Here is a 21776-nt window from a genome sequence, read left to right as displayed (position 1 = left end):
GCACTTGTTTCCTGCACCGTCATCGCCACTTTATGCAGGCCACCGCCCTTCCGGCAGCGCCGGCGCACCCGGCACCGGCGCCACCGCAGCGGCGCCGTGGTCAGAACGCCGCGCGGATCTCGCCCACCCGGACCCCGCCGCCCAGCAGCGGGACCTCCGCCATACGGGACAGCACCGGCGTGTCGACGCCCATCAGGCGGAGGGTGCGGGCGAGGACCGGGCCGAGGGCGCGCCCGGCGCCGTCGTCGATCTTGAAGGCGAGCGCCCGGCCGTCCGGCAGGGCCACCGCCTGCACCGCCTCGGCGCCCATCTTCGACAGCGTGCCGGGCAGCTCCCGCATCAGCCAGGTGTCGGGGCGGCGGGTGCCGGCGACGTACTCGGGGTGGGCGCGCATCGCGTCCGCCACCCGCCGCTCCGGCGTGCCCGGGTCCGCCAGGACGAAGTGCCGGAAGGCGCGGGCCAGGCCCGTCAGGGAGAGCGAGAGCAGCGGCGCGCCGCAGCCGTCCGTACCGACGTGCGCGACGTCCTCGCCGCTCGCGCCGCGCACCGCCTCGGCCACCAGCTGCTGCAGCGGATGCGCCGGGTCCAGGTACGACGCCAGCGGCCAGCCGTTGGCCGCCGAGGCGGCGAGCATCGCGGTGTGCTTGCCCGAGCAGTTCATGGCCAGCCGGTCGCGGACCTGGCCGGCGGCGAGGTAGGACTCCGCCTCCTCCGGGTCCAGCGGCAGGTCGGGCGGCGTCTGGAGCTGGTCGGCGGTCAGCCCGTGCTCGGCCAGCATGGTCCGGACGAGATCGAGGTGGAAGGCCTCGCCGGAGTGGCTCGCGGCGGCCAGTGCCAGCCGCTCACCGGACAGTTCGAGGCCCGCCCGCAGAACGGCCGCGGCCTGCATCGGCTTGTTCGTGGACCGCGGGAAGACCGGTGCCGTCACCTCGCCCAGCGCCGTCTCGACACTGCCGTCCGCCGCCAGCACCACCAGCGAGCCGCGGTGCCGGCCCTCGACGAAACCGGAGCGCACGACCTCGGCCAGGACGGGGGAGACGGTCTCCGGGGAACGCGGGGTCGGTACGGATATCGGGGTGGGCGAGGACGAGGTCATCGGCGGCCTTCCGGACGGGGACGGGGTCCGACCCGCGCCCGGCAGGCTCGTGGCCCGTCAGGACGGCAGGTCGGCTACTTGTCTCTGCTTGTCGTTACTTATCGCTACTTGTCGCTACTTGTCGTCAGGACAGCAGGTCATCTACCTGTGCTTCGCCTTCACGGTACCTGCGGGCGATTTCCGCACTGCACTCGTCGGTGGTGCGCTGCAGCGACTGACGGCGCTGCGAGACCTGGCGTTCGTAACGGATCAGCCGGCCCATCGCCTCGTTCAGCTCCTGGTCGGTGCGTGCGGTGAGGTCGGACAGTTGGACCTCACCGAGCATCTCGTCCGCCATCCTGCGGTACTCCTCGCTGTGCGGCGTACCGAGCGTCACATGGCGGGCCGACGAGCGGTGCCGCGACGGCAGGTCCGTCAGGATCTCCGGCAGCCGGTCCAGCAGCGGGGAGTGCTGGGCGGTACGGCGGGCCATCTCGGCCCGCAGGATGTCGATCCGGCCCTGCAGCAGGCGCCGCAGATAGCTCAGATCGGCCTCCTCCTGCTGCGAGTCCCGCCGTACCACGCGCAGCTCGGGCAGCCCCAGCCCGGAGAGATCGGGTGTGGCGGCCGGGCGGCAGCGGTCGCGCTGCTGCGGGGGGCGGGGGTGCTGCGCCTGGCCTGCCTGGAGCATGGGGCCGTCCTTGGTGCCGGCCGGCTCACCGGGAGCCGCTGCCGTGGTCGTCGTGGTGGATGTGGTGGCTGTGGTGGGGGTGGGGGATGCGGTGGTGGTCGTCGACGCGGTGGGCGCCGCCGGGGCGGCGGGCCCGGCGGCGGGTGCCGGGGCGGCGGGCGCCGGCCGCCCGGTATCGGACGCGGCGGTGGCCGGTGCCGGTGGTTCGGTCGGTGTCGTACGGGCGCTCGATGTCGTACGGGCGCTCGGTACGGGACCGGGTGTCTGTCCGGCGCCGGCAGTACTCATGAATGATTCCGTCCCCTCATCCGGGCCGCGTCCAGGGCATGTTGTCCATGAAACGCACCACGTGCACGCATCGTGCCACTCTGTGCGGTCCTTCTGCAGGGCCATGGCACCCGAACGGCCCCCGTGGGGGCACGGCTGTCCGAAGCCGTACCGCCACCCGGCATGATGGCGGGTATGCGAGCCGTGGTGCAGAGAGTTGACGGCGCCCGCGTCGACGTGGCGGGCGAGACGGTCGGGGAGATCGTCGGGGAGGGGCTGTGCGTACTGGTGGGCGTCACCCACGACGACACCCCGGAGAAGGCGGCACAGCTCGCCCGCAAGCTGTGGTCGGTGCGGATGTTGCAGGGCGAGAAGTCCTGTTCGGACACCGGGGCGCCGATGCTGGTGATCAGCCAGTTCACTCTCTACGGTGACGCGCGCAAGGGCCGTCGTCCCACCTGGAACGCCGCGGCCCCCGGCCCGGTCGCCGAACCGCTGGTCGACGAGGTCGTCGCCCAGCTGCGAGCGCTGGGCGCCCACGTGGAGACCGGCCGCTTCGGCGCCCAGATGAAGGTCTCACTGACGAACGACGGACCGTTCACGGTGTGGGTCGAGGTCTGAGGGGCGGGGCAGGGGCGGGGCCGAGGGGCTGTCCTAAAGGGGACGGGCGGCCCGTAACCCTAAGGGGAGGGGTGGCCCGTAAGGGGGAGGCGAACGGATTCCCTAGGGGACGCGAACGCCCCCTGCGGGGCCACAACGTGGCGGGGCACGGCGGCTATTCCCGGGCCCGCGACAGGCATCCGCAGCCCGCCAGCCCGCAGCCCGGCCAGCCCGCCAGCGTGGCAGCCCCGCCGTCCCGCAGCCCGTCAGCGCCGCAGCCCACCAGCCCTGCCGTCCCGCAGCCCACCAGCCCCGCCGCCGCGGCAGTCCGCCAGCGCCGCAGCCCGCCGTCCCTACGGCTCCACCACCGCCTCCTGGGCCGCCGCCGTGCCGCCCGCGAGCAGGTTCGCGTCCAGCGGGACGTTGCGCTTGACCAGGGCCAGGGCGATGGGGCCGAGTTCGTGGTGGCGGGCCGAGGTGGTGACGAAGCCGAGTTGGCGGCCCTCCTCGCCGTCGGCGGCCAGGCGGATCGGGGCGCCGTGCGGGGGCAGGTGCACCTCGCTGCCGTCCAGGTGCAGGAAGACCAGCCGGCGCGGCGGCTTCCCCAGGTTGTGGACCCGGGCCACGGTCTCCTGGCCTCGGTAACAGCCCTTCTGGAGGTGGACGGCGGTGCCGATCCAGCCGAGCTCGTGCGGAATGGTGCGGTGGTCGGTCTCCATGCCGAGCCGCGGGCGGTGCGCCTCGACGCGTAGCGCCTCCAGCGCCAGCACGCCGATGGCCGGGCCGTGGGCGTCCGCGAACGCCGACAACCGCGCGCGCGGCAGGAACAGATCGCGGCCGTGCGCGGTCTCCCGTACGACGGTGCCCTCGGGGACCTCGGTGATGGACCCGGCCGGCAGATGGACCACCGCGATCTCGTCGGTCCGGTCGGCGATCTCGACCCGGTAGAAGAACTTCATGCTCTCCAGGTAGGCGATCAGCGCCTCCTGGCCACCCGGCTCGGTGTGCAGCCACGTCGTTTCGCCGTCGTCGACGAGGTACAGCGCATGCTCGATGTGGCCGTGCGCGGAGAGGATCAGGGCCTCCGTGGCGTGGCCCGGCGGGAGTTCGCTGACGTGCTGGGTGAGCAGCAGATGCAGCCAGCTCAGCCGCTCGGCGCCGCTGACGGTCACCACGCCGCGGTGCGAGAGGTCCACGAAGCCGGTGCCGTCGGCGAGCGCGCGCTGCTCCCGGAACAGGTCGCCGTAGTGCGCGGCGACGCCTTCGTCGGGGGCCTCGGCGGGGACTGCGCCGGGCAGCGACAGCAGCGGGCTGACGGGTGATTGTCGCAGCATGGGCCCAGCCTACGACGCGGCCGCGGCTTTCCGCCGGGGTGGCCTCAGCTCTCGTCGCCGCCGGCCTTGGCGCGGCAGTCCGCGCACCGGCCGAAGATCGCGAAATGCTTCATATCGGTGTCGAAGCCGAACTGTTCGCGCAGCGTCGCGGTGAACGGCTCGGCCACCGACAGGTCCGCCTCGATGACCTCGGTGCAGTCCCGGCACACCAGGTGGATGTGGTGGTGGCGGTCGGCGAGGTGGTAGGTGGGCGCGCCGTGGCCGAGGTGGGCGTGGCTGACCAGGCCCAGCTCCTCCAGGAGCTCCAGGGTTCGGTAGACCGTGGAGATGTTCACGCCGCCGGCCGTCTTGCGCACCTCGGTGAGGATGTCGTCCGGGGTGGCGTGCTCCAGCCTGTCCACGGCCTCCAGGACGAGCTGCCGCTGCGGGGTCAGGCGGTATCCGCGCCTGCGGAGGTCGCTCTGCCAGTCGGTGGTCACCACACCGCCAGTGTAGGAGCAGGGACGGCGGCGGGGTATGCGCCGCGTCAGCCCGCGGTCCGTACGCCGGTGGGAGCGGCGGTCCGTACGCCGGTGGGAGCGGAGGCCCGGCGCACCGGTGCCCGGCGGTGTCCCCTCGCGGTCCACGGCGAGTTGGCGGGAAGCAGTCCACGGCGAGTTGGCGGGAACGTGCGCCGCCGCGGGCGGTCGGACTCGCGGAAGGGGCCTTCCGCTCACCGTTGCGGGTCGGTGCCGGACTCCCACCGGACTTCCCCGCGGGGCGCGTCAAGCGTTCCGTACGGGCCGGTCAGCCCTGGTACGGAGTGCCGTCAGGGTTGAAGAAGGAGACCCCGTCCGGCATGTCGTCGGGCAGGCTCTCGGCCCACTGCTTCAGGTCGGCGACCTTCTTCAGGTGCGCGGACATGTACGGCCGCAGCGGCACGTCCGGGGTCGACTTCTCGCCGACCCACATCAGGTCGCTGTTGACGTAGCCGTAGAGCCGCTTGCCGCCGCTGTACGGGCCGGCCGAGGCGGTCCGGGCGATGGCGTCGGTGGCCAGGTCGATCTGCGGCTTCCGGTCGGCCAGCTCGCCGTACCAGACCTCGACGACGCCCTGGTCCCGGATCATCACGACCTCGACCTGGCGGTCCGCGTCGATGCGCCAGTAGCCGCTCTCGGTCTCCAGCGGGCGGACCTTCTTGCCCTCGGAGTCGAGCACCCAGCTGTGCGAGGTGTACTCCAGGAAGTCACGGCCGTCGTGGGAGAAGGTGACCTCCTGCCCGAAGTTGCACTTCTCGGTACCGGGGAAGTCGGCGACGCCGGCGCCCTCCCAGGTGCCGAGGAGGAAGGCGAGCGGCACCAGGGCCGGGTTGAGGTCGGAGGGGATCTCGATCATGAGAGCTCAGGCGATCTGTAGTGAGGGGAAAAGGGGTGTCCGCGTGCGTCAGCGCTGGCCCTGGTACAGCTTCGCCCAGGTCAGACCGGCGAATGCGATCACGCCGACGGCGACCAGAACCAGCAGGGTGGTGAAGAATGCCTCAAGCACGGGGCGCTCCTTGCACGGAGTGAGGGAGTAACGGACCGCTTGCGAGTCTAGTCGGCGGCTCCGGCCACGGCGCTGTGAGGTCTCCCGCCCGCCCGCGCCTACTCTTGCCCCATGGCGAAGAAGCTCGTGATCAAGGTGACGGCGGGGGCGGATGCACCCGAGCGGTGCTCGCAGGCGTTCACGGTGGCGGCGGTGGCGGCGGCCAGCGGCGTCGAGGTGTCGCTGTGGCTGACCGGGGAGTCGGTGTGGTTCGCGCTGCCCGGGCGGGCGGCGGAGTTCGAGCTGCCGCACGCCGCACCGCTGCCGGAGCTGATCGACGGCATCCGCGCGGGCGGCGGCGCGATCACGGTCTGTACGCAGTGCGCGGCCCGCCGCAACATCGAGCAGAAGGACCTGATCGAGGGCGCGGGCATCGCCGGGGCCCAGGTCTTCGTCAGCGAGATCATGCCGGACGACGTGCAGGCGCTGGTGTACTGACCGCGCTGGTGTACTGACGGCGCTGGTGTACTGACGGCGCTGGTGTACTGACCGCGCGAGGGCCGGTCCTTCCGCGCGAGGGCCGGTCGGCCTACCGCTTGACCGGTCTACCGCGGGTCCGGCCTACCGTGGGTGCTTGTCGTCGCCGCGGTCGTCGAGCTCCCGCCACCAGCGGTCCGATTCCGGGTCGCCCGACTCGTCCCACCAGCGTTCGCCGGGCTCGCGGCGGTTGCCGATGATCGCCGCGACCGGCGGGATGACCATGGCGACCACGCACATGCCGACCGCGACCGGCACCGACCACAGCCGGACCACGCCCCAGGCCAGCACGAACAGCACCAGGCACACGCCCATCAGCACGAAGTACCGGCGGTGACGGCGCTCTGCGGGCGACCGTTGGTGCGCGTACACGCTTCCACGGTAAATCCGCGGGGGGCCGGAAAGAAGCCGGAGCGCGGACCGGTTGCCCGGGCCGGAGCGGTGCGCAGAGCAGCGCGAAGGGCCGCACCCCCGCCAAGGCGTCCAAACCTCGGGGGTGCGGCCCTTGCGCCCGTACGGGAGGTACGGACAAGGGTCGCCGTCAGACGGCGATGGCGACCTCCGCCAGCCCGCCCTTCTGGGCGACGACGGTGCGGTCCGCGGTGGCGCCGGGGACGAGCGCGCGCAGCGTCCAGGTGCCCTCGGCCGCGTAGAAGCGGAACTGTCCGGTCGCGGAGGTGGGAACCTCGGCGGTGAACTCGCCGGTGCTGTCCAGGAGTCGGACGTAACCGGTGACGGGCTGGCCGTCGCGGGTCACGCTGCCCTGGATCGTGGTCTCACCGGGCTTGATGGTCGAGGCGTCCGGGCCGCCGGCCTGTGCTCCACACATAAGGGGTACTTCCTTGAGGGGTTCGGGGGAGAAGCCTTGCTTACTTGTTGGCGCCGAGCTCGATCGGGACGCCGACCAGCGAGCCGTACTCGGTCCAGGAGCCGTCGTAGTTCTTGACGTTGGTCTGGCCGAGCAGCTCGTGCAGCACGAACCAGGTCAGCGCGGAGCGCTCACCGATCCGGCAGTAGGCGATGGTGTCCTTGGCGAGGTCGACCGACTCCTCCTCGTAGAGGGCCTTGAGCTCCTCGTCCGACTTGAAGGTGCCGTCGTCGTTGGCGTTCTTCGACCACGGGATGTTGCGGGCGCTGGGCACGTGGCCGGGGCGCTGCGACTGCTCCTGCGGCAGGTGCGCGGGGGCGAGCAGCTTGCCGCTGAACTCGTCGGGGGACCGGACGTCGACCAGGTTGAGGCTGCCGATCGCGGCGACGACGTCGTCACGGAAGGCACGGATCGAGGTGTCCTGGGCCTTGGCCTTGTACTCGGTCGCCGGGCGCTGGGGGACCTCGGAGCCGTCGACCAGGTCGCGGGAGTCCAGCTCCCACTTCTTGCGGCCGCCGTCGAGCAGCTTGACGCTGTCGTGGCCGTAGAGCTTGAAGTACCAGTACGCGTAGGAGGCGAACCAGTTGTTGTTGCCGCCGTAGAGGACGACGGTGTCGTCGTTGGCGATGCCCTTCTCCGAGAGCAGCTTCTCGAAGCCCGCCTGGTCGACGAAGTCGCGGCGGACCGGGTCCTGGAGGTCCTTCTTCCAGTCGATCCGGACCGCGTTCTTGATGTGGTTCTTGTCGTAGGCCGAGGTGTCCTCGTCGACCTCGACGATCACGACCTTCGGGTCCTCGAGGTGGGCCTCGACCCAGTCGGCGTCTACGAGGACGTCGCTACGGCTCATGTTCTTCTCCTCCGGGGCAGTTACGGGGGCGGTTGGGGAAGTGGCACGCGGGTACGCCGGGCGCGCGCCGGAAGCTTCCGGACGGCCCACGACGATCGTCGGGGCGCAGGAGCGGCGCGGTGCGGGGGACACGCGGGGGATGCGGCCGGAGCGGCCGGCCGGCCGGGCGGACGAGGGGAACACCCCGTACTCATCGCGAGCTTGGGGGAGGGGCATACCCCGTCAGACAGGGCGACAGAGCATGGCGGCGACGCGGCACAGGTCCACTGCCCGCCGCTTCGTGAGGACCGCCAGTCCCCGCGGACGGGAACGGCTCAATGCGCTCTGCATGGCACCGATCGTAGGGACGCGAAGCCGGGCATGTCACCGGCGTGTCGAATGGCGAGACGCGTCTGTCCGTTATGTGGGACGCAGAGCGTCAACGGCCGGCTTCCGGGAGGGCGCCGGAGGCCGGCCGGTGGTGGGGGGACGGGTGTTCGGACCCCGGTGTCTCAGGAAATGGACGGCAGGGTGGTCGTGCCGGGCGGTGGGCCGGTGGGGCGGCCCGCCGCGGGGCGCCGTGGCGCGCCCGGGTCAGCCGGGGAGCTTGACGTCGGTGCCGGAGGCGGAGATCGACAGCCCGTCGGCCAGCGTCGCCACCTTGTCCAGCTTCAGGTTGCCCGGCAGCTGGTCCAGCTTCCAGTCGTGGTCGGTCTGGGCCCGCACCTTCGACTCGCAGCCCGGCAGCGCCCGGCACATCGCGGGCAGCCCGTCGGCGCGCAGCCGCACGGTGTTGCCGTGGACGATGCTGATCGAGCCGGTCACGTCCAGCGAGCTGAGGAGCGGCAGGTTCGGCGAGATCTTGACCTGGCTGCGGCCGTTCTTCTCCCCGCCATAGGTGATCTTGACGCCGCCGCCCGCGGCCCTGGTGAGGTCGGCGTAGGTGATCCGGGCGTTGCCGGTGGCCGTGGCGGCGCTCTCGATGGACATGTAGTCGCTGGTCAGCGCCACGTCATGGAACTGCGCCGACAGCTTGTCGATGCGCAGTGCGTGCCCGTCGGCCCGGGCCTCGATGCCGCCGAGCTCGGCGTCCACCTCCTGCAGATCGCGCCCGGCGACCTGGGTCAGGAACGGGAAGCCCTTGATGGTGACCTCCGGGTTCCGGTCGAGCCCCTGGCTGCTGCGGATCTTCTCCGCGGCCTTGTCCTCGACGAGATTCACCGCCACCCGGTCGGCGGCCACGAACAGCCCGCCGAATATGACGACGAGGACCAACAGCACCCGTAGTGCACGCATCGAACCACTACCCCCACACTGGGCCGGCACTGCCCGGCCGGCCCGTCGTTTGGCGCGCAGACCCCCTGCCTGCGATCGGACGGCCCCAGGCCCGTCCGGTGGATCAGACCCTAAACGACGCCCTCCGCAAAGGGGAGCGGCGGCCGCGGGCGGGCGCCAGAAGCGCTCACCGTCGGCCGCCGCTGAGTGTCCGGCGCGGGTGCTCGCGGGCTAGCCCAGGGCCCGCCCCAGGACGTACACCGCGGGGGCGGCGAGGGCCAGCGGGAGGGCCACGCCCGCCGTCATGTGGACGAAGCGGGACGGGTAGTCGTAGCTGGCCACCCGCAACCCGATCAGGGCGCAGCCGCCGGCCGCCAGGCCCAGGTCGGCCCCGGACGTGCCCAGGCCGGTCAGATGGCCGGCCGCGATGCCGGCGCCGGCCGCGGCCACCAGGGAGATCACGACCGAGACGGACGAGGGCAACGGCAGCGCCCGGGCGAGCGTGGCCACCGCGACCGCGGCGGCGCCGACGACCACCGCGTGCGGGTTCCCGGCCAGGTGGCCGGCCGCGAGCACCACCAGCGCGGTCGACGTCAGCCCCGCGGTCAGCGCGTACATCCGCTCGTCCGCGCTGCTGCGGTTGCGCAGCTGGAGGATCAGGATCAGCAGGCACCACACGCCGAGCGTGCCGATGCCGACCAGGGGCGCGCTCGCGCGGTCCGTGGCCAGCAGGGCCGCGTCGGTGGCCAGACCGGCCAGGAACGCCAGCGCGATGCCCTGGCGGGCCGGCCACATGCCGTTCAGCCGGAACCAGCCGGCGGCGGTGACCGCCTGCAGGAGAACCACCGGCACCGCGAGCACCGGCCGGGCCAGCGGCGCGGTCAGCGCCAGCAGCAGCGCCAGGACGGCGGTCAGCGCGGCCGGCTGGATGCCCGGCGGGATGATCGGCGAGCGGCCCTCCAGGCGGGCGCGCTGGTTGGGCTTGAGCGGGGCGGCGGGCAGCGAGGGCGGGGCGGCCGCCATGGTGGCGGTCGGGGCCGGCTGCGCGGCGGGCAGCGGCGCGGCGGGCGCGGGCGGCTCGGCGCGGGACCGGTCCTGGCCGTATCCGGGCTGCCCGTACGGGTCCGGGTGGGCGGCCCGCTGCTCGTGCGGCGCGGGGGCCGGCTGGTGGCCCGGCTGGTGGACCGGCTGCCCGTAGGGGTCGTGCCCGCCGTACTGCTGCTCCTGGTACGGCTCGGCCTGCCCGTAGGGGGCCGGCCGGCCGTAGGCGTCGTGCGGGGCGTACGGCCCGGGCTGCCCGTAGGGGTCCTGCGGGGCGTAGGGGTCGTGCGGCTGGTACGGGTGGTGGCCCTGCGGCTGGTGGTCGCTCATGATCGGTTGCTCACCCTCCCGCGAACGGGGGGAGGACCTCGACGGTGCCGCCCTCGGCGAGCGGCACCCGGGCGTGGTCGCGGGTGCCGACCGGATCGCCGTCCACCAGGAACGAGCAGCGCATCAGCACGCGGGCGAACTCGGGGTTCGCGGCGTGCGCGGCGCGTGCGGCGTCGAGCGCCTCGGCGAGCGTCGCCGCCGTATAGGGCTCTTCTGCCGTGCCCGCGGCGGCCTTGGCCGCGGCCCAGTAGCGCACGGTGCCAGTTGTTGTCACGGCGGCCTCTTCGTCGTGTCGGTCGGGGGCCGCCCTCGGTGGCGGCGGTCCCGTCGTTGCCGCCTCCATGATGGCGTACGCGGCGGCCGGGGCCGTCCGGGACAAGTTCCGACAACGGCTTTCGTCCCGCTCCTGGCGGCCTTCCGGAAATTCGATTGCCGAAGGCAAGTGTTCACTTAGGCTCATTGTGTGTTGGTACGACTAGCGCGGGCGCATTTGCGGCCCCACAAGCGCTCGATGACCCTGATCGTGCTGCTCCAGCTGATCCAGACCCTGGCCACCCTCTACCTCCCCACCCTCAACGCCGACATCATTGACAACGGTGTCGTGCAGGGGGACACGGGCTACATCTTCCGCACCGGCGGTTTCATGATCGCCGTCACCCTGCTGCAGATCGTCTGCGCGATCGGTGCCGTCTACTTCGGCGCGCGCACGGCCATGGCCCTCGGCCGGGACGTCCGCGCCGCGGTCTTCGACCGGGTGCAGTCCTTCTCGGCCCGCGAGCTCGGCGCCTTCGGCGCCCCGTCGCTGATCACCCGTACCACCAATGACGTCCAGCAGGTCCAGATGCTGGTGCTGATGACGTTCACGATGATGGTCTCCGCACCGATCATGTGCGTCGGCGGTGTCGCCATGGCGCTCAACCAGGACGTGCCGCTGTCCGGCCTCCTGCTGGTCATCGTCCCGGTCCTCGGGATCCTCGTCTCACTGATCGTGCGCCGGATGCGGCCGCTGTTCCGCGGTGTGCAGGAGCGCATCGACACCGTCAACCGCGTGCTGCGCGAGCAGATCACCGGTATCCGCGTGATCCGCGCCTTCGTCCGCGACGGGCACGAGCGCGAGCGGTTCGCCGGGGCCAACACCGACCTCTACGACGTCTCGCTGCGCGCCGGCCGGCTGATGTCGATGATGTTCCCGCTGGTCATGCTGATCGTGAACCTCTCCAGCGTGGCCGTCGTCTGGTTCGGCGGGCTGCGCATCGACAGCGGCGGGATGCAGATCGGCGCGCTGACGGCCTTCCTCAGCTATCTGATGTACATCCTCATGTCGATCATGATGGCGACGTTCATGGTCATGATGCTGCCGCGCGCCGAGGTCTGCGCCGAGCGCATCCAGGAGGTGCTGGCCACGGACTCCAGCGTCGTCCCGCCGCAGAACCCGGTCACCGCCCTGCGCCGCCACGGCGAACTGGAGCTCCGCAACGTCGAGTTCCGCTTCCCCGGCGCCGAGCAGCCGGTCCTCAAGGACATCTCGCTGACCGCACGCCCCGGCGAGACCACCGCCGTCATCGGCTCCACCGGCAGCGGCAAGTCCACCCTCCTCGGGCTGGTGCCCCGGCTCTTCGACGCGACCGGCGGCACGGTCCTCGTCGACGGCGAGGACGTGCGCACCCTCGACCCGGAGACGCTGGCCGGCGCCATCGGCCTGGTCCCGCAGAAGCCGTACCTCTTCTCCGGGACGGTGGCGAGCAACCTCCGCTACGGCAACCCGGACGCCACCGACGACGAGCTGTGGCACGCCCTGGAGATCGCCCAGGCCCGGGACTTCGTCGAGCGGATGGAGGGCGGTCTGGACGCGCCCGTCGCCCAGGGCGGCTCCAACGTCTCCGGCGGCCAGCGGCAGCGGCTGGCGATCGCCCGCGCGCTGGTCCGCCGGCCCGAGATCTACCTCTTCGACGACTCGTTCTCCGCGCTGGACTACGCCACGGACGCCGCACTGCGCGCCGCGCTCGCCCGCGAGACGGACCGGGCGACGGTGGTGATCGTCGCCCAGCGGGTCGCCACGATCCGCGGCGCCGACCGGATCGTGGTGCTGGACGAGGGCCGCATCGTGGGCACCGGCACCCACACCGAGCTGATGGCCGACAACGAGACCTACCGGGAGATCGTGCTCTCCCAGCTCACCGAGCAGGAGGCGGCGTGACCACCGCGGACAAGGGGACGGCCACCCGCGCCGGCGCCCCGGCGGCCACCGAGGGGACCACCACGGCGGCCCCGAGACGAGGGCCGGCCCCGGCGGCCGGCCCGGCCCGCTTCATGGGCGGGCAACCCACCGAGAAATCCATGGACTTCAAGGGCTCGGGCAAGCGCCTGCTGGCCCAGATGCGGCCCGAGCGCGGCATCATGTCCGTCGCCCTGCTGCTGGGCGTGGCGAGCGTGGCGCTGACCGTCGTCGGCCCCAAGGTCCTCGGCCACGCCACCGACCTGATCATGTCCGGCATCATCGGCCGCCGGCTGCCCGAGGGGATCACCAAGGCCCAGGCCGTGGCCCGGCTGCGGGCGCACGGCCAGGGCGGGCTGGCCGACATGCTGGGCGCCATGCCGTTCGTGCCCGGCCACGGCATCGACTTCGGCGCGGTGGGCGTGGTCCTGCTCTGGACCGCCCTGATCTACGCCGGGGCCTCGCTCTTCGGCTTCGTCCAGGCCCGGATCGCCACCAAGGTCGTCCAGCGGACCGTCTTCCGGCTGCGCGAGCAGGTCGAGGAGAAGCTCGGCCGGCTGCCGCTGAGCTACTTCGACAAGCAGCAGCGCGGCGAGGTGCTCTCCCGGGCCACCAACGACATCGACAACATCCAGCAGACGCTGCAGCAGACCCTCAGTCAGATCGTGACCTCGCTGCTGACCATCGTCGGCGTGCTCGCCATGATGTTCTGGATCTCCTGGCTGCTGGCGCTGGTCGCGCTGGTCACCGTCCCGGTCTCGGTGGTCGTCGCCACCAAGATCGGCAAGCGGGCCCAGCCGCAGTTCGTCCAGCAGTGGAAGACCACCGGCAGGCTCAACGCCCACATCGAGGAGATGTACACCGGCCACAGCCTGGTGAAGGTCTTCGGCCGGCAGAAGGAGTCCGCCGAGCTCTTCCGCGAGCAGAACGAGGCGCTCTACGCGGCCGGCTTCCGGGCCCAGTTCATCTCCGGCATCATCCAGCCCGCGATGATGTTCATCGGCAACCTGAACTATGTGCTGGTCGCGGTGGTCGGCGGGCTGCGGGTCGCCTCCGGGGCGCTGTCCATCGGTGACGTCCAGGCGTTCATCCAGTACTCCCGCCAGTTCAGCCAGCCGCTGACCCAGGTCGCCTCGATGGCCAACCTCGTCCAGTCCGGCGTCGCCTCCGCCGAGCGGGTCTTCGAACTCCTCGACGCGGGGGAGCAGGACCCGGACCCCGAGCGGCCGGCCCGGCCCGAACACGTCCGCGGCCACGTCGAGTTCGCGTCCGTCTCGTTCTCCTACACCGAGGACAAGCCGCTGATCGAGGACCTGTCGCTGGCCGTCCACCCCGGCCAGACGGTCGCCATCGTCGGCCCGACCGGCGCCGGCAAGACCACCCTGGTCAACCTCCTGATGCGGTTCTACGAGGTGCGCGGCGGCCGGATCACCCTGGACGGCGTGGACATCGCCGCGATGTCCCGCGAGGAACTGCGCGGCCACATCGGCATGGTCCTCCAGGACACCTGGCTCTTCGGCGGCACGATCGCGGAGAACATCGCCTACGGCGCACCGGCCGGCACCTCGATGGACAAGATCGTGGCGGCCGCGAGGGCCACCCACGTCGACCGCTTCGTGCGCACCCTCCCCGACGGCTACGACACCGTCCTCGACGACGAGGGCAGCAATGTCTCGGTCGGCGAGAAGCAGCTGATCACCATCGCCCGGGCCTTCCTCGCCGAGCCGGCCATCCTGGTCCTCGACGAGGCCACCAGCTCGGTCGACACCCGTACCGAGGTCCTCATCCAGCACGCGATGGCCCAACTCCGGTCCGGGCGCACCAGTTTCGTGATCGCGCACCGCCTCTCCACGATCCGGGACGCCGACACCATCCTGGTCATGGAGAACGGCGCCATCGTCGAACAGGGCTCCCACGACGCGCTGTTGGCGGCCGACGGGGCCTACGCCCGGCTGTACGCGGCCCAGTTCGCCGAGGCGGTGGCGGAGGCCGACTGACCCGGCGGCGTGCCGGACGGCCCTTTACCGCACCCGCGCCCGTATGACCTGCGAGTAAACCCAACTCCCCCCGGAGATTGCGGATTTATGTGTAGGTCATACGGGCGCGCCGCTATGGTGTGGTCAACACGTCACGCACGGCGACGATGTGTCGCCCGGGGTCCGGGAATCGTCCTGGACGCCGTTGCCCGCGAGGGAGTTCCCGCGAGGGGGGCCGACGGGCGACGGCTGCTGCTTGGGGTGAGTGGCGCCTCCCATGAGGCCTGATCCGCCGCAGAGCACGTACCCGGCCGCTCGCTGCCGCGCTGCGCGTGCGCGTGGTGAGAGGGAACGCTCCACGCCAAGAGGGTGCGGACGATGGCGTGCGCACGACGCCTCAATGCGGCCCGGTACGGAGACGGCTGTTCATGGCCACCAAGGAGTCCGCGGCGCCCCTGCGGATCATCTACGGCGACGACGCCGGCGACGCCCGCACGATCACGGCGTTCGCCTCGTTGTCCGTCCACCTCGACGACCTCGCGGCCGCCAAAGAGGAGTTGCTGCGGTTCCGCGCCGCCCTGGAGGAGGACCCCGCGCTGCGCCTGCCGATCGACGCCTCGCTGCACGCCCAGGACCTCGCCGCGGGACGCGGCCGCCACCTCTACCGCCCCGGGCTGACCGGCGCCGCCCGCGCCGCCCACCTGGCCAACTGCCGCGGGGTGATCCGCCGTGGCCTGGAAACCGTCGCCGCCCTCCCCGGGGCCCGGGTGACCGCCGTCTACCGCGAGACCGACGACTACGGACGTGACCGCCCGGCCCTCCAGCGGGCCTGGCTGGCCCGGATCAACACCGAGCTCGCCGCCGCCGGCGAATACGGCGTGGTGATGGTCGACGGCGACGGGACCGACACCTGCCTGGTCGACGCCTACCACGACCTGCCCGCGCACGACCGCCGCATCAAGGGCGTCCCGCTCTTCGCGTCGGCCCGTATCAACTACTTCCTGCAGGCCGCCGACCTGCTCGCGTACGCCGCCTACCAGAGCGTGGCCAAGCGCCCGGAGCGGGAGTTCATGCAGGACTGGTTTCCCGCCACCCTGCCGTGGGCCGACGGCCCCACCGCGCGGTGACCCGTGCCGGCCGGTCCGCAACCAGCCAAGAACGACGGAGGGTTCATGTCGAAGTCCGAGGCGCAGCAGCCGATCACCGTGGAGTGGGGCAAGGAACAGGTCGTGGTCTCCGACGTGGCGCGGGAGCTGCCGAGAGCCTCGCACGTCGACGACCGGATGAAGCTGGTGAAGGCCGGACAGGAGAGCGAGCTGGCTTCGCTGCCCGAGGACGCCTGGCACGCGGTCGCGCGCGCGTCGGTCGCCCCGGGACTCGTCGCCGTGCAACTGCGGCAGCCGGCCGGCTCGGACGGCAGCCTGCTCCTGGAGGAGCACGTCGACGGCGCCACCCTCCGCTCCGTGCACACCAGGGTGTGGCTGACCGAGCTGTTCCCCGGCATCCAGCCGCGTACCGGCCAGGAAGTGCTGGACGTGGAGGATCCTCAGGTCACCGGCATGGACGCGGACGGGCGGCCGCAGGCGATCCTGCGCTACGAGTACCGGGACCTGGCCCATCTCCGGAAGCACATCTGGCAGACCGTTCACGCCACGTTGCACATCAACTCCTACGAGGAGTCGATCCTGGCCCGGCGGGTGACCCGGGCGCTGATCGTGCACCCGGTCGTCATCGCCTTCGCCGACGGTACCGAGCCGGTGCACGCGTTGGTGGCCAGGGACGGCATCACGCGGCTGGCCAGCGCCTGGAAGGTGATGGCCGGCTCGGGCGCCACGAAGGAGGAGGCGGCCGACGCGGCGACCGAGGCGCTGCTCGCCGAGCGCAAGCAGCCGGCCAACGAGCCGCTGAAGTCGCGGACCCAGCGGTGGGCACTGGGCCGGGAACTGCGGCGTGAGTTGCTGCGCGAGGAATTCGGCAAGGAGGCGGGAGGCGAGGTGCCCTCGCTGCGTGCCATCCAGATCGCCCAGACGTACGTGGTGCCGGCCCACATCGTCGTGGGAACCCAGGCGCACGAAGGCGGCATGCTGCCGGCCGCCGACGTCTTCGACGACGCCCTGCGCTCGATCCTCGCCTCGGTGCATGTGGAGTTCAAACCGTGGGACCCGGCGGCCCAGAACCTGGAGGTCGCCACCCGCGCGCTCAAGCTCGTCGTCCAGACCCGGGCGCGCGAGTGGGGCAACGAGGAGCAACTGGGCGAGGTGTACGCGCTCGCGGTGGGCCGCCGCCCGGCCGCCGACACCCCGGTGGTCTTCCGCGACCCGGGGATCCCCGGAACGCCGCTGTGGCGCGCCGTCTACCTCCTCCACGTGCTGACCCGGGCGGAGCTGCACGCCGAGCTGCGCGGGCGGGCCAAGGAGATCAAGAACGAGCGGCGGATGACCGCCAAGGGTTATGCGGGGCTCCTGGGGCCGGTGGTGGACGAGCCGTGGCGGGCGGAGAAGAAGGCGGCCGTCAAGCAGGCCCGGAAGGCCTGGAGCAACGGCGGGGTGCTGTGCAAGGCCGTGCTGTCCGGCGGCTGGATCCCGGTGCCGACGGACGACTTCACCAGCCTGGTGGCGCCCGCCCTGAAAGGCGACGTCAACGCCCGCTGCACGCTCGCCCTGGCCGGCGGTACCGCCCTGATCGCCGACAAGCTGATCACCAGCAACGTCGGGTCGGCCCTGGGCACCCGCCGGGAGCCGGGGAAGGTGCCCTTCCGTGCCGATGCCCATCTCGTCGTCGGCGGTCTGGCCGCCGAGGGCAATGAACTCGGTCTGTGGACCCTGGCGCTGGCCGCGCAGCGGTTCGAAGCGTGCCGTCTGCCGCGCAACGCCAGTTCACGGCAGGAGTTCGGGGTGCCCGAGGAGGAGGCGGCGGACGGCGGATACCAGCACGTCGCGGTGGACCTGACGGCGCCGGACCGGATCCGCCGGCAGGGCGAGGACGAGGTACCGCTGCTGCCGTGGGATGTCGTCTACGCGTCCGACGAGGCCAGGGCGCGCAAGACGATCGCGGACTCGATGCCGTCGGGGCACTGGACGGTCGGCCCTGCCGGAGCGCGGCCCGGGGCGCGGGCGGACGAGGGGGAGCCGGCCGCGGAGTCCGCGGCGGGGCAGGACGCCGAGGCGTCGGACGACCGGCCCGTCGGGGCGAGGATCGCCGATCAGCGCAGGGCACTGGGTCTCGCGCTGAGCAGCGCGGAGAGCGCCCTCGCCACGTTGCGTGAGCTGGGACAGGGCCGGACCTATCCGCCGCTGTTCGCCGACGCCGACCAGTGGCACGAGCTGCGCGAGGCCGCGATCCGGGTCCACCACCAGATCGACAACCACCGGCCGCCCTCGGACGAGGAGGACCCGGGCGACGACGGCACCGGGACCGACGACTGAGGCGCGGGCGGTGTGCCGATCCGCGCACCCGTGCGCTCCCCGTGCGCTCCCCCGCCCCGATACAGGCCGCCCGCCGCCGGTCGTCGGGGCCGCCGGGTTCCGTTCCGTGGGCTGATCATGTCCACATGCCGGGACGCCCCCGGCGGGCGGATCGAGGCGCCGCGGGGCCGGCCGGAGTGCTGGTGAGGGCGTGGGCGGGGTGATGGCGGGGGTCGTGCGGGAGCGCCCAACTCACGCTGGTGCGGGGCCGTTCAGGGGATCGGAAGGGTGACGATCAGGGGCCCGGGGGACGTCAATGGGGACACGCGATGACCACTCGAAGTGATCGACGAAACACAAGAAGGTGCAAAATCGGCCTCGGGTCCGGCACTCATCTGAGCTATTCTGCTGGGCAAGAAGGATCCGGGCAGAGTCGCCCCCGGGTCCTTTTGTGCTTTCAGCCACGTTCCACGCGGCTGCGAGACCCGTACGAAGCAGTGCCGCAGACACCCCGGCCGAGCCGGGGAGATGCCCCCGTCGCAGGGACCGAGGAGGAACCAGACGTCATGGGCGAGCGAAGCAGGCAGGACCGCGAGCATAAGAGGACGCAACACCCCGAGAACCGGGCAGGTGGTCGCAGGTGAGTTCGCTCCTGCTGCTGACCAACGCACTCCAGCCGTCGACGGAGGTGCTCCCGGCGCTCGGGCTGCTGCTGCACAGCGTGCGGGTAGCCCCGGCCGAGGGCCCGGCGCTCATCGACACCCCCGGCGCCGACGTCATACTGATCGACGGCCGCCGTGACCTTCCCCACGTGCGCTCCCTGTGCCAGCTGCTGCGGTCCACCGGCCCCGGCTGTCCGCTGATCCTGGTCGTCACCGAGGGCGGCCTGGCCGCCGTCACCGCCGACTGGGGCGTCGACGACGTCATGCTGGACACCGCCGGCCCCGCAGAGGTCGAGGCGCGGCTGCGGCTGGCGATGGGCCGCCAGCAGATCACCACCGACGACGGGCCGATGGAGATCCGCAACGGCGACCTCTCGGTGGACGAGGCCACCTACAGCGCCAAGTTGAAGGGCCGGGTGCTGGACCTGACCTTCAAGGAGTTCGAGCTGCTGAAGTACCTCGCGCAGCACCCGGGCCGGGTCTTCACCCGCGCCCAGCTCCTGCAGGAGGTCTGGGGCTACGACTACTTCGGCGGCACCCGGACGGTCGACGTCCACGTCCGCCGGCTGCGCGCCAAGCTCGGCCCCGAGCACGAGTCCCTCATCGGCACGGTCCGTAACGTCGGCTACCGCTTCGTCACCCCCGAGAAGCCCGAACGCTCCGCGGAGGGCGGCAGCAAGGCCAAGGACGACGGGACGAACGGGGCGAACCGCGCGGAATCCGGCCGTCAGGCGGACGCCGCACGGACCCGCACCACGGCGGACGGCGACGGCCCGGACCCGGCCGTCGCCACCAGCGCGGACCCCGCAGGCGTACGGCCTGCCCGCGGGTAGGGCCACCCGCGTAGACTGCCGCGCGTGGCCAAGGTGACGCGGGATGATGTGGCAAGACTGGCGGGGACGTCCACTGCCGTGGTCAGTTACGTCATCAACAACGGACCCCGGCCGGTTGCCCCGGCCACGCGCGAGCGGGTGCTCGCCGCCATCAAGGAGCTCGGCTACCGGCCGGACCGCGTCGCCCAGGCGATGGCGTCCCGCCGGACCGACCTCATAGGCCTGATCGTGCCGGACACCCGGCAGCCGTTCTTCGCGGAGATGGCGCACGCCGTCGAACAGGCCGCCGCCGAGCGCGGAAAGATGGTGCTGGTCGGCAACGCCAACTACCTCGACGAGCGCGAGGTGCACTACCTCCGGGCGTTCCTCGGCATGCGGGTGGCCGGGCTGATCCTGATCAGCCAGGGACCCAGTGAGCACGCCGCCGCCGAGATCGACGCCTGGGACGCCCGGGTCGTGCTGCTGCACCGCCGGCCGGACGCCATCGACGACGTCGCGGTGATGACCGACGACATCTGGGGCGCCCAGCTGGCGACCCGGCACCTGCTGGAGCACGGGCACCCCTACGTCGCCTTCCTCGGCGGCACGGAGGAGACCCCGAAGTCCGGCGACCCGGTCACCGACCACGTCGAGGGCTGGCGGCGGGCCATGCTGGAGTCCGGCCGCTCCCCGGACGGCCACTACCACCAGGCGCTCTACAACCGCTACGACGCCTACCAGGTGGCGCTGAAGCTGCTGGCCGGGCCCGAGCGGCCGCCGGCCATCATGTGCGCGACCGACGACCAGGCCATCGGCGTGCTGCGGGCCGCCCGCGAGCTGCGCATCGACGTGCCCGGCGAGTTGGCGGTGGCCGGCTTCGACGACGTCAAGGAGGCCGGGCTCACCGACCCGCCGCTGACCACCGTCGCCTCGGACCGCCAGGCGATGGCCCGGGCCGCGGTCGACCTGGTCCTGGACGACGGGCTGCGGGTGGTCGGCTCCCGCCGCGAGCGGCTGCGGCAGTTCCCGTCCCGGCTGGTCGTCCGGCGGTCGTGCGGCTGCGACGGCTGACCGCGCGCGGACCCGCACCGGGCCCTTCATGCCGGGCATATCTCCTTCTGTCGGGTCTCTCACGACGTTCTCAGACGGTTCTCATGCACCGGCCGCACAGTCATCACCATGACCGACAGCTACCGCCGAAGCGGCGATGAGATCCACCAGCAGGGCTACGCACAGGGATTCGCGCACGGGACCGAGCGGGGCTTCCCACCGCCGCCCCCGTACGCACCGGGACCGGCCGAGGCGGCCGGCGCGGCGGGTGCGCCGCGGCGGGCCCGTAAGCCGGTCGCGCTGATCGCGGCGGTCGCGCTCGCCTCCGGCCTCATCGGGGGCGGCAGCGCGGCACTGATCGCCGGTGCGACCACCCGCGCCGACCAGGACACCGTCGGCGCGCCCCTGGTCAACGCCGGCAAGAACAGCGGCAGTGGTGTCTCGGCGGTGGCCAAGGCGGTCAGCCCGTCGATCGTGGAGATCAAGGCGCGCACCACCGACGGGGAGTCCACCGGCTCCGGCGTCGTGCTCACCCGCGGCGGCGAGATCATCACCAACAACCACGTGGTCGCCGGCGCCGACACGGTCCGGGTGACCTTCAGCGACGGCAGCCGGAAGACCGCCAAGGTCGTCGGGACCGACCCGGCCAAGGACCTGGCACTGATCAAGGTCCAGGGGGCCAAGGGGCTCACCCCGGCCTCGCTCGGCGACTCCGACCGGATCGCGGTCGGGGACGGCGTGGTGGCGATCGGCTCACCGGAGGGCCTGACCGGCTCGGTGACCAGCGGCATCGTCTCCGCCCTCCACCGCGATGTGACCGTCCCCAAGGAGGACGGCCGGAACCGGCAGGGCGGCCCGGGCGACGGCGGCGGCTGGCCGTTCGAGTTCGGCGGCAACCAGTACAACGGCGACACCGGCTCCTCGAAGACCTCGTACAAGGCGATACAGACCGACGCCTCGCTCAACCCCGGCAACTCCGGCGGCGCCCTGATCAACCTCCAGGGCCAGATCATCGGCATCAACTCCGCGATGTACTCGCCGAGTTCGGCCAACAGCAGCACTGCCGGCAGCGTCGGCCTGGGCTTCGCCATCCCGATCAACACCGTCAAGGCCGACCTCGACGCGCTGCGCGGCGGCGGCAGCGGCGGAAACAACAGCGGCGTCTGAACCGCCCGCCCTCCCCCGGCCACCGCCGGGAGGTGCCCCCACCGACCACCGCCCCGGCAGGAGAGGCTCCGCGTCCCCCCGCGGATCGCCCGGCGCCGTGCGAGGCTGAAGAGCAGCCGTCCGTTTCCGTATCCCAGCCGAGG

Annotated in this window: 21 protein-coding genes and 1 riboswitch; of the genes, 9 read left to right on the top strand and 12 right to left on the bottom strand. The window is 72.1% G+C overall.

The annotated features are described in order from the left end of the window. Positions 1-100: 100 nt before the first annotated feature. Together ACFV1J_RS26665 and ACFV1J_RS26660 are read right to left on the bottom strand one after the other, a co-directional pair. Positions 101-1096: an asparaginase gene (locus ACFV1J_RS26665; protein ID WP_385862078.1), complete on the bottom strand. Its 996-nt coding sequence runs from the start codon at positions 1094-1096 to the stop codon at positions 101-103. Positions 1097-1220: 124 nt separating this feature from the next. Beyond that, a complete protein-coding gene (locus ACFV1J_RS26660; RefSeq protein ID WP_385862173.1) occupies positions 1221-1766 on the bottom strand; it encodes an ABC transporter substrate-binding protein in 546 nt (181 codons plus the stop codon). A gap of 462 nt (positions 1767-2228) precedes the next feature. On the opposite strand from ACFV1J_RS26660, the gene dtd reads away from it, so the two are divergent. After that, entirely contained in the window at positions 2229-2654 is a 426-nt protein-coding gene (dtd, locus tag ACFV1J_RS26655; protein WP_385862076.1) for a D-aminoacyl-tRNA deacylase, read from the top strand. 332 nt (positions 2655-2986) lie between these two features. Here dtd and ACFV1J_RS26650 read toward each other — a convergent pair whose 3' ends face one another. From ACFV1J_RS26650 to ACFV1J_RS26640, 3 genes are all read right to left on the bottom strand, one after another. Continuing rightward, positions 2987-3967, bottom strand: a complete 981-nt coding sequence (locus ACFV1J_RS26650) for a YgfZ/GcvT domain-containing protein (RefSeq protein WP_385862075.1) — start codon at positions 3965-3967, stop codon at positions 2987-2989. Positions 3968-4011: 44 nt separating this feature from the next. Then, positions 4012-4449, bottom strand: coding sequence for a Fur family transcriptional regulator (locus ACFV1J_RS26645; RefSeq protein ID WP_385862073.1), 438 nt, complete (start codon positions 4447-4449; stop codon positions 4012-4014). 202 nt (positions 4450-4651) lie between these two features. After that, positions 4652-4720: riboswitch (cobalamin riboswitch) on the bottom strand. 33 nt (positions 4721-4753) lie between these two features. Then, complete coding sequence (locus ACFV1J_RS26640) at positions 4754-5341, bottom strand: FABP family protein (RefSeq protein ID WP_385862072.1); 588 nt, start codon at positions 5339-5341, stop codon at positions 4754-4756. A gap of 261 nt (positions 5342-5602) precedes the next feature. On the opposite strand from ACFV1J_RS26640, the gene ACFV1J_RS26635 reads away from it, so the two are divergent. Then, a complete protein-coding gene (locus ACFV1J_RS26635) occupies positions 5603-5968 on the top strand; it encodes a DsrE family protein (RefSeq protein WP_030414758.1) in 366 nt (121 codons plus the stop codon). Between the two features lie 123 nt (positions 5969-6091). On the opposite strand, the gene ACFV1J_RS26630 is transcribed toward ACFV1J_RS26635, so the two are convergent. The 7 genes from ACFV1J_RS26630 to ACFV1J_RS26600 form a co-directional block, all read right to left on the bottom strand. Beyond that, on the bottom strand, positions 6092-6379 hold the full coding sequence (locus tag ACFV1J_RS26630; protein ID WP_030414757.1) for a DUF3099 domain-containing protein: 288 nt from the start codon (positions 6377-6379) through the stop codon (positions 6092-6094). 169 nt (positions 6380-6548) lie between these two features. Then, entirely contained in the window at positions 6549-6836 is a 288-nt protein-coding gene (locus ACFV1J_RS26625; RefSeq protein ID WP_030812677.1) for a DUF1416 domain-containing protein, read from the bottom strand. Positions 6837-6876: 40 nt separating this feature from the next. Further along, entirely contained in the window at positions 6877-7722 is an 846-nt protein-coding gene (locus tag ACFV1J_RS26620; protein ID WP_385862069.1) for a sulfurtransferase, read from the bottom strand. Between the two features lie 222 nt (positions 7723-7944). Continuing rightward, on the bottom strand, positions 7945-8052 hold the full coding sequence (locus tag ACFV1J_RS26615; protein ID WP_351531855.1) for a putative leader peptide: 108 nt from the start codon (positions 8050-8052) through the stop codon (positions 7945-7947). 243 nt (positions 8053-8295) lie between these two features. Further along, positions 8296-8997 (bottom strand): DUF2993 domain-containing protein, encoded by a 702-nt coding sequence (locus ACFV1J_RS26610; RefSeq protein WP_385862067.1) that lies wholly within the window; start codon positions 8995-8997, stop codon positions 8296-8298. Between the two features lie 210 nt (positions 8998-9207). Continuing rightward, positions 9208-10347, bottom strand: coding sequence for a hypothetical protein (locus ACFV1J_RS26605; RefSeq protein ID WP_385862065.1), 1140 nt, complete (start codon positions 10345-10347; stop codon positions 9208-9210). Positions 10348-10357: 10 nt separating this feature from the next. Beyond that, a complete protein-coding gene (locus ACFV1J_RS26600) occupies positions 10358-10603 on the bottom strand; it encodes a MoaD/ThiS family protein (protein WP_030414753.1) in 246 nt (81 codons plus the stop codon). 207 nt (positions 10604-10810) lie between these two features. Between ACFV1J_RS26600 and ACFV1J_RS26595 the strand changes: the two genes are divergently transcribed. The 7 genes from ACFV1J_RS26595 (at position 10811) to ACFV1J_RS26565 (ending at position 21633) form a co-directional block, all read left to right on the top strand. Further along, the gene (locus ACFV1J_RS26595) at positions 10811-12544 is read left to right on the top strand and encodes an ABC transporter ATP-binding protein (RefSeq protein ID WP_385862064.1); all 1734 of its coding nucleotides are present in this window, start codon (positions 10811-10813) and stop codon (positions 12542-12544) included. Then, positions 12541-14559 carry an ABC transporter ATP-binding protein gene (locus ACFV1J_RS26590; RefSeq protein WP_385862062.1) on the top strand — a complete coding sequence of 673 codons (2019 nt, stop codon included), beginning with the start codon at positions 12541-12543 and terminating at the stop codon, positions 14557-14559. Before ACFV1J_RS26595 ends, ACFV1J_RS26590 begins: the two co-directional genes overlap by 4 nt. Before the next feature lie 407 nt (positions 14560-14966). Beyond that, complete coding sequence (locus ACFV1J_RS26585) at positions 14967-15665, top strand: hypothetical protein (protein ID WP_385862060.1); 699 nt, start codon at positions 14967-14969, stop codon at positions 15663-15665. 45 nt (positions 15666-15710) lie between these two features. Next, entirely contained in the window at positions 15711-17963 is a 2253-nt protein-coding gene (locus tag ACFV1J_RS26580; protein WP_385862058.1) for a hypothetical protein, read from the top strand. Between the two features lie 619 nt (positions 17964-18582). After that, positions 18583-19437: a winged helix-turn-helix domain-containing protein gene (locus ACFV1J_RS26575; RefSeq protein ID WP_385862056.1), complete on the top strand. Its 855-nt coding sequence runs from the start codon at positions 18583-18585 to the stop codon at positions 19435-19437. A gap of 24 nt (positions 19438-19461) precedes the next feature. Next, a complete protein-coding gene (locus ACFV1J_RS26570; protein WP_385862053.1) occupies positions 19462-20487 on the top strand; it encodes a LacI family DNA-binding transcriptional regulator in 1026 nt (341 codons plus the stop codon). Positions 20488-20595: 108 nt separating this feature from the next. After that, complete coding sequence (locus ACFV1J_RS26565; protein WP_385862051.1) at positions 20596-21633, top strand: S1C family serine protease; 1038 nt, start codon at positions 20596-20598, stop codon at positions 21631-21633. The last annotated feature ends 143 nt before the right edge of the window (positions 21634-21776 follow it).

It is taken from the genome of Streptomyces sp. NPDC059649 (assembly GCF_042734445.1).
Taxonomy (GTDB): domain Bacteria; phylum Actinomycetota; class Actinomycetes; order Streptomycetales; family Streptomycetaceae; genus Streptomyces.
Note: the sequence above shows the minus strand (reverse complement) of the source record. Positions and strands in the feature narration are given on the sequence as shown.